Below are 13,889 nucleotides of genomic sequence, written 5' to 3'. Positions count from 1 at the left end.
CATGGGACTGGCGGATCTCGGACGGATCGACGAGGTCATCCACGGTCGCATGCGGCTGGGGATCATGGTCTATCTGGCCGACGCCGACACCGCCGACTTCACCGAGCTGAAGACCGTGCTGGAGGCGACGCAGGGCAATCTGTCCGTCCATCTCAAGAAGCTGGAGGAGGCGGGCTATGTCGCCATCGACAAGAGCTTCAAGGACAACAAGCCGCTGACCCGCGTCTCCATCACCCCAACCGGCCGCAAGGCCTTCGGCGCCTATCTGGATGCGCTGGGCGGACTGATCGGGAGCAAGGGCTGATGGCGCCGGTCATCGTCGATCCCGCCCGCGTTCGCGAGTTCGAGGACGCCAAGGCCTTCCATGACTGGCTGGCGAAGAACCACGACCGCGAGCCCGAGGTCTGGATCAAGATCCACAAGAAGGGCTCGGGCCTGAAGTCGATCAATCACATCGAGGCCATCGAGACCGTCCTGTGCTGGGGCTGGATCGACGCCATCCGCAAGGGCTTCGACGACAAGAGCTTCCTTCAGCGCTACGTCCCGCGCGGGAAGAAGAGCACCTGGAGCCAGGTCAATGTCGACAACATCGACCGCCTGATCGCCGACGGCCGCATGACCGAGCATGGTCTGAAACAGGTCGAGGCGGCTAAGGCCGACGGCCGCTGGGACGCCGCCTACCGCATCAAGGGCTCGACTGTCCCCGACGACCTCCAGACCGCCATCGAGGCTGATCCGCAAGCCAAGGCCTTCTTCGCGACCCTGACCGCCCAAAACCGCTTCGCCCTGATCTTCCGCCTGCAGGCCCTCAAGACCGAGGCGGGCCGCGCCAAGCGCATCGCCGCCACCGTCGAGATGCTGCGCAAGGGCGAGACCGTCTATCCGCAGGGCAAGGGCTGATGGCGGTCCTGCGCCCTCGCGTGATGGGCATCGTCAACGTCACGCCCGACAGCTTCTCGGACGGCGGGCGGCACGACAGCGTCGAGGCGGCGATCGCGCACGGGCTTGAGCTGGTCCGGCAGGGCGCGGATATCCTCGACATCGGCGGCGAGAGCACGCGGCCGGGGGCCGAGCCGGTCAGCATCGAGGACGAGATCGCCCGCACCGCCCCGGTGATCGCCGGCCTGCGCGCGCACTGGGCCGGGCCGCTCAGCATCGACACCATGAAGCCCGAGGTGGCGGCCGTGGCCGTCGGCGCCGGGGCCAATATCTGGAACGATGTCTCCGCCCTGGGCTTCTCGGCCTCCAGCCTGCCGACCGCCGCCGATCTCGGCTGCGACGTGGTGCTGATGCACATGAAGGGCGAGCCGCGCACCATGCAGGACGCGCCCCACTACGACGACGTGGTGTCCGAGGTCGCCGACTGGCTGGCGCTGCGGGCGGGCGAGGTGATGGCGGCGGGCGTGGCGCCGGACCGCATCTGGCTTGATCCCGGCATCGGCTTCGGCAAGACCCTGGCGCACAACCTGGCCCTGACCGCGCATCTGGAGCGGATCGGCGCGACCGGCCTGCCGATCCTGTACGGAGCGAGCCGCAAGCGCACCATCGCCGCTGTCGATCCCACGGCGGCCGAGGCTTCAGACCGCCTGGGCGGCTCACTGGCCCTGGCGCTGGAAGCGGCGCGGCGCGGCGCGGCCGTCATCCGGGTCCACGACGTGCGCGAGACGGTTCAGGCGCTGGCCGTGCAGGCCGCCGTCACGGCGGCTCAGTAGGCGGCTCGGGCGGGCGCTTCTCCCTCGACCCAGCCTTGGGCGAACGCGTTCACATCCTCCATCTGGCGGCTAAGGACGCCCAGCCAGCCGCCAGTCCACGTACCGAAGGCCTCTGTTCCGTCCGGCCGCTTCAGGCTCTCCGGCAGGGTCCGGATCAGATAGACCGGGTTCTCGTTCGCATCGTACGCTTGGCCAAGGGCCGTGAAGTCCTCGCCTGACATCTGATAGACTGGCCGCCCTTGCCGGGCCAAAGTCACGCGACCGAACTTGCGACCCTTCATCGTCGCGGCGACCTGGAAGAGCGCCCTCATCAGGTCCACCGGGGCGGCGGTATCCACCGACACCAGATCGATCGTGATGTCGCGAGGATGAATGAGCCAGGACCGGTAGACGTGCACCTGCGCCGCGTCGGCGTTCCTGCTGTCCTTTGACAGAGCGGACGCCGCCGGCGCCCAGACACTCAGGTTGAAGACAGCGATGGCGCTGAGGACTGCGGCGGCGATCCATAGCCCCGACCTTCGCCGACTGGCCGGAGCGGTTGCTGGCGGGTCTGATTGTTCGATCATGGTGCGGCCTCCCCGGCCGGATCATCGTCCGAACACGCCCCTCCCGCAATCCGTGTTTATCCGCCGGCCGTCACGGCAGCCGGGTGAGCAGCCGCGCGCCGCGGCCCATGGTGAACCAGGCCCAGGTCCAGTTGACGTAGACCGCCGCCCGGCTGCGGAAGTCGATCAACAGCATCAGGTGGACCAGCGACCACGCCAGCCAGGCGATGAACCCCTTCAGCTTCCACGGCCCCAGCAGGGCCACGGCGCGGGAGCGGCCGATCACCGCCATCGTGCCCCAGTCGTGATAGCGGAACGGCGCCGGATCGGGCCGTCCCTCCGCCCGGGCGCGGACCAGCCGGCCGACCCACTTGCCCTGCTGCTTGGCCACGGGCGCGAGGCCGGGCAGGGGCTTGCCGTCCTGCCGGTAGCTGGCCACGTCGCCCAGGGCGAAGACGTTCTCCATCCCCGGAACGGCGCAGGTCGCATCGACCACGACGGCGCCGTTGCGCACCGCTTCGGCGCCCAGCCATTGCGCCACCGGCCGGGCTTCGACCCCCGCGCTCCACAGCACGGCGGCGGCCTCGATGGTCTCGCCGCCGGCGCGCACCATGCCGTCCGAGATCGCCTCCACCGCCGTTCCGGTGCGGACCTCGACGCCCAGTTCCTCCAGCGCCCTTTCGGCATAAGCGGACAGGTCCTCGGGGAAGGCGGCCAGCACGCGCGGCCCGGCCTCGAACAGGATGACCCGCGCCTGCGTCGGGTCGATGCGGCGGAACTCGTTGCGCAGGGTCATCCGCGCCATCTCGGCGATGGTCCCGGCGGTCTCCACCCCCGTCGGCCCGGCCCCGACCACGACGAAGGTGGTCAGCCGGCGCGCCTGCGCCGGATCGTCGGCCAGTTCCGCCCGTTCGAAGGCGGCCAGCAGCTTGCGGCGGATGGTCAGGGCGTCGTCCAGCGACTTCAGCACCTCGGCGTCGTCCGACCATTCGGGATGGCCGAAGAAGCTGTAGGCCGCGCCGGTGGCCAGGATCAGCCAGTCGTATTGCTGATCCGGGCCGTCCTTCAGCCGCACGCATTTCGCCCCGGCGTCGACCGCCGTCACCTCGCCCATCAGGACGGTGACGTTCTTCTGGCCCTTCAGCAGGGTGCGCGAGGCGGTGGCGATGTCGGCGGGCGACAGGGCCGCGGTGGCGACCTGGTAGAGCAGGGGCTGGAACAGGTGATGGTTGGTGCGGTCGATCAGCACCACGTCCACATCGGCGCCCTTGAACGCCTTGGCGGCGGCCAGCCCCCCGAAGCCGGCCCCGACGATCACCACGGTCTTCCTCGACACGACGGCTCTCCTGTTTCGATATTCCCTATGTAGTGAATACCGCGCCGGAAAGCCCGTCAGATCGTCTGGTAGAGCATGATCAGGTTGCCGCAGGTGTCGTTCAGCGTCGCGGCGCGCACCGCACCCATGTCGGCGGGCGGGCCGCGGAACGCGACGCCCAGTCCGGTCAGGCGTTCGTAGTCGGCGTCGATGTCGTCCACTTCGAAGGCGGTCCATGGGATGCCCTGCTCGACCATCCAGGCCTGGAAGGCCGCCACCTCCGGCTTGGTCGAGCCGGGCTCGATCGACAACTCGACCCCGTTGGGATCAGCCGGTGAGACGACGCTCAGCCAGCGGACCGGTCCCATCGGAATGTTCTGCTTCACCTGGAAGCCGAGCTTGTCGACGTAGAAGCGTTCAGCCCGATCCTGATCGGGCACGGAAATGCTGGTCAGTTTGATGCGGATCATCGGTCCCTTCCTTCAGGTCTTGCGGCAGTAGGTTGTGGTGGTGAAGTCGCGCCATTGTCCGTCCTGGCCGAGCACGCGCCCGGTCAGCCGGCGCTCGTCGGGCGAAAGGATTTCGAAGACGTCGTCGTAATCCGTCTCCTCGCCCTCGATATCGAAGCTGGGACCCCGGCTGCGCATGTGCAGCCGGCCGTCCTCGACGGCGCCGTCATAGGTCCACAGAGTGGGGTGTTCCCAGCTTACGAAATCGCCCGTGACCCTGCCCGTCGCCGGATCGAGCGCGAACTGGAAGCGGACGTCGTCGCTGGATTCGATGACGATCCAGGCGCCGCGGCGGGTGACGGTCTCCGCGCCCGTGCGGCGCTGAGAAGGATCGTCGGGGATCGTACGGCCGTCGAATGTCCACTCGCCGATCAGTTGGTCGAGCCAGTCGCTCATGATTGATCTCCAGTTGGTGACGCCTCCACGGTCCTCGCGAGGCCGTCCAGGATCATGGTCCAGCCCTTGGAGGCGCCCTCGACGAAGTGCGCCCATTCGTCCGGCAGGGCGTGTTCGAGCACGACAAGGCAGCCGTCGCCGGCAGGCCGGAACGTCACGGTGACGATGATCGACGGGTCGTCGGCGTATCGGGTCTCGAACACGATGCGGTGCGGCCGGTCGATCTCGATGAAGACGCCGTGATGCTCGGCGAGTTCTTCACCGCGTCGTTCGAACAGCTCGATCACCCCGCCCGGACGGGGCTCGTAGCGGACATGCTCCATCACGCCCGTGGGGGTCGCGTATAGCCATTCGCCGACATGGGCGGGATCCAGGAAGGCGTCGAACACCCGCTCCGGCGGATGGCGGAACCGCTTCTCCACACGTACGCCCGTCATGCCGACCATCCTGGTACGCGGTGCTCGGGGAAGCGATCGGCGACGAAACCCGGCTCGATCCCGTGCTCCAGCCAGATCTTGGCCCCGGCCATGACCAGGGCGAAGCCGCCGGTGGAATCAAGAGCCTCGGCGACGCCGTCGGCGTCATCCGTGAAGCCGCGGTTCTGGACCGTGACCCACGCGTGGTCGCCCCGGGGCTCGAACAGCCACTCCACCTCGGTCGGGGACGAGGTGTTGTCCCAGTCGATCAGGATGCGGCGGTTCGGCTCGACGGCCTTGACCACGACCTCGGTCGAGACGCCGTACATGGCCCAGGTCCAGGTCAGGGTCGCGCCGGGCTCCAGCCGCCCGCCGCCGTCGGTGAACCAGAAGCGGCGGGTGATCGCCGGATCGATGAAGGCCTCGAACACCTCGGCGACGGGCCGGCGGATCAGCATGCCGGCGGCGGCGACCGGGGCGGTCATCTCGTCGTCCAGTCGTTGGTGTGGCCCGCGTCCTGAGCGCCCTCCAGCCGCGCGCCATAGGCGTCGCGCAGGGCGAACCAGCGGTCCCAGTTCCACGGATGCCGCACGCCGCGCACCGCGTCGTCCAGGCCTTCCATGTGATGCTGCCAGCCGCTGAGCACATTGGCCCGCGCGCCTGCCCAGGTTTCCGGCACCCGGTGCACCAGCGTCAGGTGGGTGCCGTCGCCGTCCGGCTCGAGCCGCCACGAGACGACCGAGTCCGGATTGCTGCCGAAGGTGTGCTCGAAGCGGCTGTAGGGCTGCACCGTCAGCACCTCGTTCGACTGCCGGCGCTTCTCCGGAATGTCGGGCATGAAGTCATTGTCGGGCTGGCGGAAATTGAGCTCCATCTTACCGCCGGGGGCCAGTTCGATCTCGGCCTCGGCCAGCCAGCAGGCCAGGCCGTCGCCCGTGGTCAGGGCCTTCCAGACCCGCTCGGGCGAATGGCGCAGGCGGCGCTCGAAGCGGATCTCCCAGCCGTCCTCCACCCGGCGGATGGCGCCCGCGTCGGCCCCGAGGGCGACGGGCGGAGAGGTGGTGTCGGTCATTGCGGAAACTCCCTGTCGAGGTGCGCCTCCAGCGCATCCAGCGTGCTCGTCCAGAAGCGGCGATAACCCGCCAACCACTGGTCCAACTCCTTCAGCGGCGCGGGGTTGAGGCTGTAGAGCCGCCGCGTCGCGTCCTTGCGCACGGTCACCAGTCCGGCCTCACGCAGCACCGACAGGTGTTTGGACACCGTCGGCTGGGCGATGGGCAGGGCGTCGACGAAGTCCCCGGCGGGGCGTTCGCCGTCCGCCAGCATGGCCAGGATGGCCATGCGGTGCGGTTCGGAGAGGGCTTGAAGGGCGGCGTGCATAAGTATTGCCTATCGGCAATATAGCCGTATGGCAATGAAAAATGTGCACTTGGAAAAAAAGCGAGTGCACATTGTGCACTTTTTCTCGTTCAGGTGAGGGTGGCCGTAGCGGCTCGCCTCTCCCGAGCAGAAATTGAGTAGCACGCGACCCCGTCAGTTTTGGTCGTAGCGGGATCGGACTTGTCCCGACCTTCGGACTCGGCCATCTGCGGGGCATGACTTCCTCCCTCGGACGCGTCCTGATCATCGCCGGCTCCGACTCGGGCGGCGGGGCGGGAATTCAGGCGGACATCAAGGCCGTGACCGCCATGGGCGGCTATGCGGCGACGGCGATCACCGCCATCACGGTCCAGAACACCCTGGGCGTCCACGGCGTGCATCCCCTGCCGCTGGACCTGATCGAGGCTCAGGCCCGGGCGGTCTTGGACGACATCGGGGCCGACGCGATCAAGACCGGCATGCTGGGATCGACCGAGGTGGTCGAGCGGGTGGCGGCCATTCTGGACACCTCCGACGCCCTGACCGTCGTCGACCCGGTCATGATCGCCAAGGGCGGCCACCCGCTGCTGCCCGACGAGGCGGTGCAGGCCGTCCGCACATTGATGATCCCGCGCGCCACCCTGCTGACGCCCAATGCGCCCGAGGCCGAGGCCCTGACCGGGCTGACGGTCGCCGATCTCGACGGCCAGCGCCGGGCGGGCGAGTTCCTGCTCGGCATGGGCGCCAAGGCGGTGCTGATGAAGGGCGGCCACGTCCCGGGCGAGACCGTGGTCGACGTGCTGGTCACCCCGAACGGCGAGACCCTGCTGGAGGGCGAACGCGTCGATACCCGCCACACCCACGGCACCGGCTGCACCCTCGCCAGCGCCTGCGCCGCCGGCCTGGCGCGCGGCCTGACCCTGGAAGTCGCGGTCGCCGAGGCCTGGGCCTATGTCGCCGAGGCCATCCGCCGCGCGCCCGGCCTGGGCGGCGGCCACGGCCCGCTGGATCACGGCTGGACGCTGCGGAAATGAGCGATCTCGAGGCTCGCCTCGCCGACATCGTCCGCGCCAACCCGGATCTGATGCACGTCCTGAAGACGGTGCGCACGCTCGGCCTCGACGACTGGCGCGTCTTCTCCGGCGCCGTCTATCAGGCGGTCTGGAACGACGTCACCGGCCGCCCGGCGGGCTACGGGATCAAGGACTACGACCTCGGCTATTTTGATCCGGATGTCAGCTGGGACGCCGAGGATGTGGTGATCAAGCGCGTCGCCGCCACCTTCGACCCGCCCTTCCGCGACATCGTCGAAGTCCGCAATCAGGCCCGCGTCCACCTGTGGTTCGAAGACCGCTTCGGCGAGCCCTATGAGGCCCTGCCCGACACCGATACGGCCCTGAGCCGCTTCGTGGCCCCGGCCTTCTCCATCGGGATCCGGCTGGAGGAGGACGACGCCATCAGCATCGCGGCGCCCTTCGGCCTGGAGGACATTTTCGACATGGTCCTGCGCCCCAATCCCAACCGCCCGCTGGCCAAGGGGTGGGACAAGGTGGTGGCGAGCGCGCGGGCGCGGTGGCCGGAGCTGACAGTCGTTCGGCCATGACCCCAAAGCCCTTGCCCGACACCGATCGCTTCGTCGTCATCTCGGGTTGCTCGGGTGGCGGCAAGTCGACGCTTCTGGCGGAGCTGGCGCGGCGAGGTCATTCCGTCGTTGAGGAGCCGGGCCGGCGCATCGTCAGGCAGGCGTCGGAAGACAATGACCCATCCCTGCCTTGGCGAGATCTCGCTGCCTTCGCTCGCCGCGCGGCGGACATGGCGTCGGCGGATCGAGAGACCGCGCCGGCGGCGGGGTGGGTCTTCTTCGACCGGAGCCTGGTGGATGCGGCGGCGGCGCTGCAGCACGCGACGGGCGAAGCCGCCGTCGAACGCCTGGGCCGGGACCATCGCTACAATCCGGAAGTGTTCCTGACGCCGCCCTGGCCCGAAATCCGCGTCACCGACGCTGAGCGACGGCAGGGGTTCGACGAGGCTGTGCGGGAGTATGATCGCCTGATCGAGGCCTACAAATCGCTCGGCTATCAGATCGTCGATCTGCCCAAAGTCAGTGTCACTGAGCGTGCCGACCTGATCCTGCGAAGTCTGAACGCTCAAGGGAAGAACCGATGAAGCAGTGGACTGTCGACGCCTTCGCCGCCGCGCCCTTCCGGGGCAATCCCGCCTGCGTGGTCGAGCCCTTCGACCGATGGCCGGACGCCGGATGGATGCAGGCGTTGGCGAAGGAGAACAATCAGGCCGAGACCGCCTTCCTACTGCGCACCGCCGATCCCGCGCGCTTCGGCCTGCGCTGGTTCACCCCGGGGACGGAGGTCGATCTGTGCGGCCACGCCACCCTGGCCGCCGCCCATGTCCTGCTGGCGGAGACGGGTCCGGAGGCCGAAGCCCTGACCTTCGACACCCGCTCGGGGCCGCTGATCGTGCAGGCGTCGGGGCAGGGGTATGAGATGGATTTTCCCGCCGATCCGCCGCGCCGGACCGGGCCGGTCGAAGGGCTGGCGCGGGCGCTGGGCGTCGAGCCGGTCGAGGTCTGGGCGGGGCGCTATCTGGTCGCCGTGCTGGCGGACGCCGCCGCCGTCCATGCCGTTTCGCCCGACATCCGCGCCCTGGCCGCCTTGCAGGGCGAGGCGGGGGAGGCCGGGCAGGTCATCGTCTGCGCCCGCGCCGATGCGTCTGACGGCGTCGATGCGATCGACCGCTTCTTCGCGCCGGGCTGCGGCATCGACGAGGACCCCGCCACCGGCTCGGCCCACTGCATCCTGGCGCCGCTCTACGCCGACAAGCTGGGCCGTCCGGACGTGCGTTTCCGCCAGGTCTTTCCGGGGCGGGGCGGCGACATCGAAACGGTGCTGAACGGCGACCGGGTCCTGCTGCGCGGACAGGCGGTGACGGTGATCGAAAGCGTGCTCAGGCTCTGAACGGCGAAAGGGCGCGACCCTTTCGGATCGCGCCCCTCCGACGCCGGATAGGACGTCAGAGCTTAGTGGCGGCGGCCGTCGCGGTCGCGGCGCTCTTCGCGGACCTGGCGCGACAGCTGGTCATAGCGGCGGTCCAGGTCCTGACGCTCGCGGGCCGACAGGCCGCCGCGCTGGTAGCTGTACTCGAGGCGGACCAGCGAGTTCAGCTCAGCCCGCAGGCGGCTGGCCTCGCGGCGGCTCAGCTGGCCGTTACGCTGACCGACGTCGATACGCTGGTCGAGGTTGTACTTGCGCTGGGCGATCGGCTGCCAGCCGCGGTGGTTCTGCTCGTAGCGGGGACCGCCGCGATCATGGCCGCGATCGTGCTGGCCGTAGGACTGGGCGGCGGCGGGGACCGCGACGGAAGCCGCGGCCAGGACGAGGGCGGGGATGAGGGCTTTCTTGAACATCGGGTCTCTCCTTGGCTTGGCGCAACCGGATGGGCTGCGTTGACCCGGATAAGAGCAGCCCCGGCCTGAGCCCGACCTGAACAGCCGAAGTCAGTTAACGTTCATCTGCATGAAATCGGCGTCACGCTGGCCAGGGCCTGCTCTGGTTTGGGAGAGATGGTCCGCGCACGCGCGCGAGCCACGTCAGGCCGCATGAGGTCGGGAGGTCCCGCAGGGCCGACAGCTCGCGGCCAGAAAAAGATGCTTCGCGCCGACCGGTCGATGCCCGCGAACCGTGAAATATGTCTAGACTGCTCGTTCAGCCGTCGTTCAGAGCCCCGAGACTAGAAACCGATCCATGAACCGGATGTCCGCCCTTGTTGTCGCCGCCTTGCTCGCCGCAGCGCCCTTCCAGGCCGCGGTCGCTCAGGATGGGCCGCGCGGCGATCGCCGTCCGCCGTCCCAGGAGCAGCCGCAGCGCCAGGAACGGCCCCAGATGAGCTCCGCTGAAGCGCAGCGCATCGCCCAGTCGCGGGCGGGCGACGCCCGCTTCGTGGGCTATCGCGGCTTCTCGGGCGGGGCCCATGTGTTCACCTTCGAGCGCGACGGGCGGGTGTTCAACATCTCCGTCGACGCCAGCCGCTAGGATCCGACGATGCGAGTGCTTCTGGTCGAAGACGACGCCGACCTCTCGCGCCAGCTGAAGCTGGCGCTCGGGGATGCGGGCTATGCGGTGGATCACGCGGCGGATGGCGAGGAGGCGCATTTCCTCGGCGACACCGAACCCTATGACGTCATCGTCCTCGATCTCGGCCTGCCCAAGATCGACGGGGTGTCCGTGCTGGAACGCTGGCGGCGCGAGGGCAAGACCACGCCGGTCCTGATCCTGACCGCGCGCGGCGCCTGGTCGGACAAGGTGTCGGGCTTCGACGCCGGCGCCGACGACTATCTCACCAAGCCGTTCCACACCGAGGAGTTGCTGGCCCGCCTGCGCGCCCTGCTGCGCCGCTCGGCCGGCATCGCCTCGGCGACCCTGTCCTGCGGCGGCCTGCGCCTCGACCCCCGCGCGGCCCGCGCCAGCGTCAACGGCGAACCCCTGCGGCTGACGTCGCTGGAGTACCGCCTGCTGCACTATATGATGATGCACCAGGGCCGGGTGATCAGCCGCACCGAGCTGGTCGAGCACCTGTACGATCAGGACTTCGACCGGGATTCCAACACCATCGAGGTGTTCGTCGGCCGCCTGCGCAAGAAGATCGGCTCCGACCGGATCGAGACCGTGCGCGGCCTCGGTTACCGCCTGACGCCGCTGGCCGGGGAGTCTGACGCGGCGTGACCGACACGGCGGGGGAAGGCGAGACCGCGACGGAGCCGAAGACCTGGGGCCGCTGGTTCGGCCGTCCGGGCCGCAGCCTGACCCGGCGCCTGATCTGGCTGGCCGCCGCCTGGATCGTCGTCGCCCTGGCGCTGACCAGCTGGGCCCTGACGAGCCAGTATGAGGAAAGCACCCTGCGTCGCCTGGGCTTTCTCCTGAACCAGACCATCGACGAGGTGGTGCTGGCGACGACGGTGACCCCGGACGGCGTGACCGTCGCCGAGATCAAGGACTCGCAGACCCTTCGCCCGTTGTCCGGCAAATACTGGGCGGTGGGCGAGCTGGACGGGGAGGGCGGGGTTCGGACGCTGGCCCGTTCGCCCTCGCTGGCGGGCGAGGACCTGAACGTGCCGCCGGGGCTCGGCAACCGTCTGCAGGGCGCGTTCGGCGAGACGATCAGCTACAACGCCCCCGGCCCCATCGACAAGCCGCTGCGCGTCGCCGCCAGCCTGAAGACCATGCCCGGCCGGGATGCGCCGCTGGTGCTCATGGCGGGGGTGGACCGCTCGATGATCGACGCCGACACGCGCCAGTTCGCCACCTTCACCGGGACGGCGCTGCTGATCCTGGGGCTCGGCCTGGTGGTCGCGGTCTTCCTGCAGGTGCAGATCGGCCTGCGCCCGCTCTACAGCCTGCGCAACGAGATCGCCGACGTGCGCAAGGGCAAGGCCGCCCGCATCGCCCGAACCTACCCGCTCGAAATCCAGCCCCTGGCCGAACAGGTCAATCAGCTGCTGGACCACAATCAGGAGACGGTGGAGCGCCAGCGCACCCACGTCGGCAACCTGGCGCACGCCCTGAAGACGCCCCTGTCGGTCATGCTGGCCGAGGCGGGCGGCCAGGAAGGCGACCTGCCCGACATGGTGCGCAAGCAGACCGAGGTGATGAAGGCCCAGGTCGATCACCACCTGCGCCGCGCCCGCGCCGCCGCCCGCGCCCAGTCGCTGGGCGAACGCACCCCCATCGCCGAGGTGCTGGACGAGATGGCCGTCATGCTGGAGCGGGTGTTCGAGGAGAAGGGCGTCGAGATCGACTGGCGCGCGCCTGACGAGCTGGGCTTCCGCGGCGAGCGTCAGGACCTGCAGGAAATCCTCGGCAACCTGATGGAGAACGCCTGCAAATGGGCCAAGCGCCGGGTCCGCATCTCGGCCGGGCCCACCCATCTGGGCCAGATGATCGTGGTGGTCGAGGATGACGGCCCGGGTCTGCCCGAGGAGCAGCGCGCGGCCGCCCTGCAGCGCGGCATGCGCATGGACGAGACCACGCCCGGCTCGGGCCTGGGCCTGTCCATCGTGGTCGAGCTGACCCGCGCCTACGGCGGGAAGATCACCCTGGGCGACAGCGACATGGGCGGGCTCAAGGTCCTGCTGGAACTTCCCACGGCGGAAATCTGACCACAGAACAGTTGGTTAGAGCCTGTTAACCCTGGCTACCCCATTTTGGGGGCCTGCCGGACCTTGCCGGCTCGAAGAGGTCCCATGTCCGGGCTGACCGCCGCCCATCGCGTCGCGCTGGCAGCCCTGATCGGGCGGTGCCCGGAGACCGTCCTGAAGTCCGTCTCCGCCGCCGTCGCCGCCCTGCCGGGCGGCCGCGCCGCCGAGCTGCGCCTGATGCTGGCCGAGGAGATGCGCGATCGCGCCCGTCGCGCGGTGGTCCTGGCGCCGATCGCCCGCATGTTCCAGCCCCGCGCGGACGGCATCGCCGCCCTGGGTTTCCCGCCTGCGGTCCTGCCCCGCCTGTGGCGCGCGGCCATCGAACGCGAGCCGGATCTGCTGCCGCGCCTGGACACCGACGGGCCGGACGCGGTGGCGGTGGCCAACCGCTTCTGCCTGGCCGCCGCCTGCGCCGTCCGTGACCGGCCCGCCCTGGTCTGGCCCGAGAGCCTCGCGCCCGACCGCAGGGCTCAAGGGCTGATCGACCTGGCCTGTTGTCTCGATCTGGCCCACCTGGCGCGGCGCGGCCTGCCGTCGATCGAGGTCTGGCTCAAACGCCCGGACGGCGATCAGCTGGCCGAGCTGCGCCTGCTGGTGAAGGACTGTTCCGAAATCCATTCCGACGGCGCCACCCGCCTGCTGGAGATGCTGTTCGCCCGGCTGGACGATGCGGTGCTGGTGCTGCGCATCATCACCCGCACCTCGGGCGTGGCGGGCCGTCAGGGCTTTCTCAGCGGTTCGGAGCTGGCTGATTTCGTCGATCGGCTGCTGGCGGGCGTGGACGACCGCGCGGCCCGGCTGGCGGCCTATCGCCCCGACGGAACCGTCGGCGGCGTCGATGCGGTGATCGCCGATCTCGACTGGTGCGCCAGCGTGCTGGCCGAGCTGGACGTGACCCTGACCCTGGATCCGGATTCGGAGTGGGGACGGCGGGTGCGGGACAGCCGGGTCAAGGTCGCCGCCTGGCTGTCGGGCCTGCTCCGCAGCGCCGATAAGGCCGTGGATAAGGCGCTGCCCCTGGCCCGGGTGCAGACTACCGGCCGGATGAGCCGGATGGCCCCGATGCTGGGGGCCGCCGCGCGGGGAGAAGCGGCCGACGCGGCCTTCGCCCTGCTGCGGCTGGTCGGCGCCACCCGCGGCGCCGCCGCCATCTTCGGCGCCGAGGCGGCGCGCAAGGCGCTGGTCGAGGCCCTGACCGTACGACTGGTCGACTATGCGGACCAGGTGCTGGGCCAGATCAACGACGGCGAGGCCGCCGACGAGGCGCATGCGCTGAAGCTGGTTTCGGTCGCCGCCCGCTATCTGGAACTGATCGACGCCCGCGACCCGGCGCGGACCGTGCGTCGCCGCGCCGCAGTGGCCGGAGGGCCCCCGGTATCGAGCGGGGCCTCGTCGCGGGCGGCTTGATCGGCTACATCGCGCGGCGATG

General features: G+C 69.5%; 20 protein-coding genes. 11 read left to right on the top strand and 9 right to left on the bottom strand.

The annotated features are described in order from the left end of the window. The first annotated feature begins 1 nt into the window (after position 1). Genes AC3WRV_RS15510 through folP form a run of 3 tightly spaced genes read left to right on the top strand, consistent with a single transcriptional unit; the run spans position 2 to position 1,712 of the window. A complete protein-coding gene (locus AC3WRV_RS15510) occupies positions 2 to 304 on the top strand; it encodes a winged helix-turn-helix domain-containing protein (protein ID WP_291832785.1) in 303 nt (100 codons plus the stop codon). Further along, on the top strand, positions 304 to 900 hold the full coding sequence (locus AC3WRV_RS15505; RefSeq protein ID WP_492313945.1) for a YdeI/OmpD-associated family protein: 597 nt from the start codon (positions 304 to 306) through the stop codon (positions 898 to 900). The genes AC3WRV_RS15510 and AC3WRV_RS15505 overlap by 1 nt, the downstream gene beginning before the upstream one ends. After that, entirely contained in the window at positions 900 to 1,712 is an 813-nt protein-coding gene (gene folP / locus AC3WRV_RS15500) for a dihydropteroate synthase (protein WP_492313944.1), read from the top strand. The genes AC3WRV_RS15505 and folP overlap by 1 nt, the downstream gene beginning before the upstream one ends. Here folP and AC3WRV_RS15495 read toward each other — a convergent pair. The 8 genes from AC3WRV_RS15495 to AC3WRV_RS15460 all read right to left on the bottom strand — a co-directional run bounded on the left by AC3WRV_RS15495 (position 1,706) and on the right by AC3WRV_RS15460 (position 6,273). Then, positions 1,706 to 2,278, bottom strand: a complete 573-nt coding sequence (locus tag AC3WRV_RS15495) for a hypothetical protein (RefSeq protein WP_492313943.1) — start codon at positions 2,276 to 2,278, stop codon at positions 1,706 to 1,708. The two genes, folP and AC3WRV_RS15495, sit on opposite strands and share 7 nt — an antisense overlap. Positions 2,279 to 2,348: 70 nt before the next feature. Beyond that, positions 2,349 to 3,593: an NAD(P)/FAD-dependent oxidoreductase gene (locus AC3WRV_RS15490; RefSeq protein ID WP_492313942.1), complete on the bottom strand. Its 1,245-nt coding sequence runs from the start codon at positions 3,591 to 3,593 to the stop codon at positions 2,349 to 2,351. Positions 3,594 to 3,649: 56 nt separating this feature from the next. After that, the gene (locus AC3WRV_RS15485; RefSeq protein ID WP_492313941.1) at positions 3,650 to 4,042 is read right to left on the bottom strand and encodes a VOC family protein; all 393 of its coding nucleotides are present in this window, start codon (positions 4,040 to 4,042) and stop codon (positions 3,650 to 3,652) included. A 12-nt stretch (positions 4,043 to 4,054) separates the two neighbouring features. After that, on the bottom strand, positions 4,055 to 4,477 hold the full coding sequence (locus AC3WRV_RS15480) for a DUF1579 family protein (protein ID WP_492313940.1): 423 nt from the start codon (positions 4,475 to 4,477) through the stop codon (positions 4,055 to 4,057). Further along, positions 4,474 to 4,914 carry an SRPBCC family protein gene (locus AC3WRV_RS15475; protein WP_492313939.1) on the bottom strand — a complete coding sequence of 147 codons (441 nt, stop codon included), beginning with the start codon at positions 4,912 to 4,914 and terminating at the stop codon, positions 4,474 to 4,476. The genes AC3WRV_RS15480 and AC3WRV_RS15475 overlap by 4 nt, the downstream gene beginning before the upstream one ends. Continuing rightward, positions 4,911 to 5,378 carry an SRPBCC family protein gene (locus tag AC3WRV_RS15470; protein WP_492313938.1) on the bottom strand — a complete coding sequence of 156 codons (468 nt, stop codon included), beginning with the start codon at positions 5,376 to 5,378 and terminating at the stop codon, positions 4,911 to 4,913. Before AC3WRV_RS15470 ends, AC3WRV_RS15475 begins: the two co-directional genes overlap by 4 nt. Next, the gene (locus AC3WRV_RS15465; RefSeq protein WP_492313937.1) at positions 5,375 to 5,965 is read right to left on the bottom strand and encodes an SRPBCC family protein; all 591 of its coding nucleotides are present in this window, start codon (positions 5,963 to 5,965) and stop codon (positions 5,375 to 5,377) included. The genes AC3WRV_RS15470 and AC3WRV_RS15465 overlap by 4 nt, the downstream gene beginning before the upstream one ends. Further along, the gene (locus tag AC3WRV_RS15460) at positions 5,962 to 6,273 is read right to left on the bottom strand and encodes an ArsR/SmtB family transcription factor (RefSeq protein ID WP_492313936.1); all 312 of its coding nucleotides are present in this window, start codon (positions 6,271 to 6,273) and stop codon (positions 5,962 to 5,964) included. The genes AC3WRV_RS15465 and AC3WRV_RS15460 overlap by 4 nt, the downstream gene beginning before the upstream one ends. 215 nt (positions 6,274 to 6,488) lie before the next feature. Between AC3WRV_RS15460 and thiD the strand changes: the two genes are divergently transcribed. The 4 genes from thiD to AC3WRV_RS15440 are packed head-to-tail and all read left to right on the top strand — an operon-like array spanning position 6,489 to position 9,224. Then, positions 6,489 to 7,286, top strand: a complete 798-nt coding sequence (thiD, locus tag AC3WRV_RS15455; RefSeq protein WP_492313935.1) for a bifunctional hydroxymethylpyrimidine kinase/phosphomethylpyrimidine kinase — start codon at positions 6,489 to 6,491, stop codon at positions 7,284 to 7,286. Beyond that, positions 7,283 to 7,855, top strand: coding sequence for a nucleotidyltransferase family protein (locus AC3WRV_RS15450; RefSeq protein WP_492313934.1), 573 nt, complete (start codon positions 7,283 to 7,285; stop codon positions 7,853 to 7,855). The genes thiD and AC3WRV_RS15450 overlap by 4 nt, the downstream gene beginning before the upstream one ends. Before the next feature lie 11 nt (positions 7,856 to 7,866). Then, positions 7,867 to 8,418: an AAA family ATPase gene (locus AC3WRV_RS15445; protein ID WP_291832811.1), complete on the top strand. Its 552-nt coding sequence runs from the start codon at positions 7,867 to 7,869 to the stop codon at positions 8,416 to 8,418. Further along, on the top strand, positions 8,415 to 9,224 hold the full coding sequence (locus AC3WRV_RS15440; RefSeq protein ID WP_492313933.1) for a PhzF family phenazine biosynthesis protein: 810 nt from the start codon (positions 8,415 to 8,417) through the stop codon (positions 9,222 to 9,224). Before AC3WRV_RS15445 ends, AC3WRV_RS15440 begins: the two co-directional genes overlap by 4 nt. 62 nt (positions 9,225 to 9,286) lie before the next feature. Here AC3WRV_RS15440 and AC3WRV_RS15435 read toward each other — a convergent pair whose 3' ends face one another. Next, a complete protein-coding gene (locus AC3WRV_RS15435) occupies positions 9,287 to 9,673 on the bottom strand; it encodes a hypothetical protein (RefSeq protein ID WP_291832815.1) in 387 nt (128 codons plus the stop codon). A 337-nt stretch (positions 9,674 to 10,010) separates the two neighbouring features. On the opposite strand from AC3WRV_RS15435, the gene AC3WRV_RS15430 reads away from it, so the two are divergent. From AC3WRV_RS15430 to AC3WRV_RS15415, 4 genes are all read left to right on the top strand, one after another. Then, a complete protein-coding gene (locus tag AC3WRV_RS15430; protein WP_291832817.1) occupies positions 10,011 to 10,298 on the top strand; it encodes a hypothetical protein in 288 nt (95 codons plus the stop codon). Positions 10,299 to 10,307: 9 nt separating this feature from the next. Further along, entirely contained in the window at positions 10,308 to 10,988 is a 681-nt protein-coding gene (locus AC3WRV_RS15425; RefSeq protein ID WP_291832819.1) for a response regulator transcription factor, read from the top strand. Beyond that, on the top strand, positions 10,985 to 12,421 hold the full coding sequence (locus AC3WRV_RS15420) for an ATP-binding protein (RefSeq protein ID WP_492313932.1): 1,437 nt from the start codon (positions 10,985 to 10,987) through the stop codon (positions 12,419 to 12,421). Before AC3WRV_RS15425 ends, AC3WRV_RS15420 begins: the two co-directional genes overlap by 4 nt. Before the next feature lie 84 nt (positions 12,422 to 12,505). Continuing rightward, positions 12,506 to 13,867 (top strand): hypothetical protein, encoded by a 1,362-nt coding sequence (locus tag AC3WRV_RS15415; protein WP_492313931.1) that lies wholly within the window; start codon positions 12,506 to 12,508, stop codon positions 13,865 to 13,867. Positions 13,868 to 13,889 lie beyond the last annotated feature (22 nt).

It is taken from the genome of Brevundimonas sp. EU05-FHT14B11 (genome assembly GCF_058790835.1).
This window is presented reverse-complemented; position numbering and strand designations above follow the sequence as displayed.

What these genes read in the sequence shown, in the direction of transcription:
- AC3WRV_RS15510 (WP_291832785.1), top strand. Translation starts at nt 2, where the DNA reads ATGGGACTGGCGGATCTCGGACGGATCGACGAGGTCATCCACGGTCGC.
- AC3WRV_RS15505 (WP_492313945.1), top strand. Translation starts at nt 304, where the DNA reads ATGGCGCCGGTCATCGTCGATCCCGCCCGCGTTCGCGAGTTCGAGGAC.
- folP (WP_492313944.1), top strand. Translation starts at nt 900, where the DNA reads ATGGCGGTCCTGCGCCCTCGCGTGATGGGCATCGTCAACGTCACGCCC.
- AC3WRV_RS15495 (WP_492313943.1), bottom strand. Translation starts at nt 2,278, where the DNA reads ATGATCGAACAATCAGACCCGCCAGCAACCGCTCCGGCCAGTCGGCGA.
- AC3WRV_RS15485 (WP_492313941.1), bottom strand. Translation starts at nt 4,042, where the DNA reads ATGATCCGCATCAAACTGACCAGCATTTCCGTGCCCGATCAGGATCGG.
- AC3WRV_RS15480 (WP_492313940.1), bottom strand. Translation starts at nt 4,477, where the DNA reads ATGAGCGACTGGCTCGACCAACTGATCGGCGAGTGGACATTCGACGGC.
- AC3WRV_RS15475 (WP_492313939.1), bottom strand. Translation starts at nt 4,914, where the DNA reads ATGACGGGCGTACGTGTGGAGAAGCGGTTCCGCCATCCGCCGGAGCGG.
- AC3WRV_RS15470 (WP_492313938.1), bottom strand. Translation starts at nt 5,378, where the DNA reads ATGACCGCCCCGGTCGCCGCCGCCGGCATGCTGATCCGCCGGCCCGTC.
- AC3WRV_RS15465 (WP_492313937.1), bottom strand. Translation starts at nt 5,965, where the DNA reads ATGACCGACACCACCTCTCCGCCCGTCGCCCTCGGGGCCGACGCGGGC.
- AC3WRV_RS15460 (WP_492313936.1), bottom strand. Translation starts at nt 6,273, where the DNA reads ATGCACGCCGCCCTTCAAGCCCTCTCCGAACCGCACCGCATGGCCATC.
- thiD (WP_492313935.1), top strand. Translation starts at nt 6,489, where the DNA reads ATGACTTCCTCCCTCGGACGCGTCCTGATCATCGCCGGCTCCGACTCG.
- AC3WRV_RS15450 (WP_492313934.1), top strand. Translation starts at nt 7,283, where the DNA reads ATGAGCGATCTCGAGGCTCGCCTCGCCGACATCGTCCGCGCCAACCCG.
- AC3WRV_RS15440 (WP_492313933.1), top strand. Translation starts at nt 8,415, where the DNA reads ATGAAGCAGTGGACTGTCGACGCCTTCGCCGCCGCGCCCTTCCGGGGC.
- AC3WRV_RS15435 (WP_291832815.1), bottom strand. Translation starts at nt 9,673, where the DNA reads ATGTTCAAGAAAGCCCTCATCCCCGCCCTCGTCCTGGCCGCGGCTTCC.
- AC3WRV_RS15430 (WP_291832817.1), top strand. Translation starts at nt 10,011, where the DNA reads ATGAACCGGATGTCCGCCCTTGTTGTCGCCGCCTTGCTCGCCGCAGCG.
- AC3WRV_RS15425 (WP_291832819.1), top strand. Translation starts at nt 10,308, where the DNA reads ATGCGAGTGCTTCTGGTCGAAGACGACGCCGACCTCTCGCGCCAGCTG.
- AC3WRV_RS15415 (WP_492313931.1), top strand. Translation starts at nt 12,506, where the DNA reads ATGTCCGGGCTGACCGCCGCCCATCGCGTCGCGCTGGCAGCCCTGATC.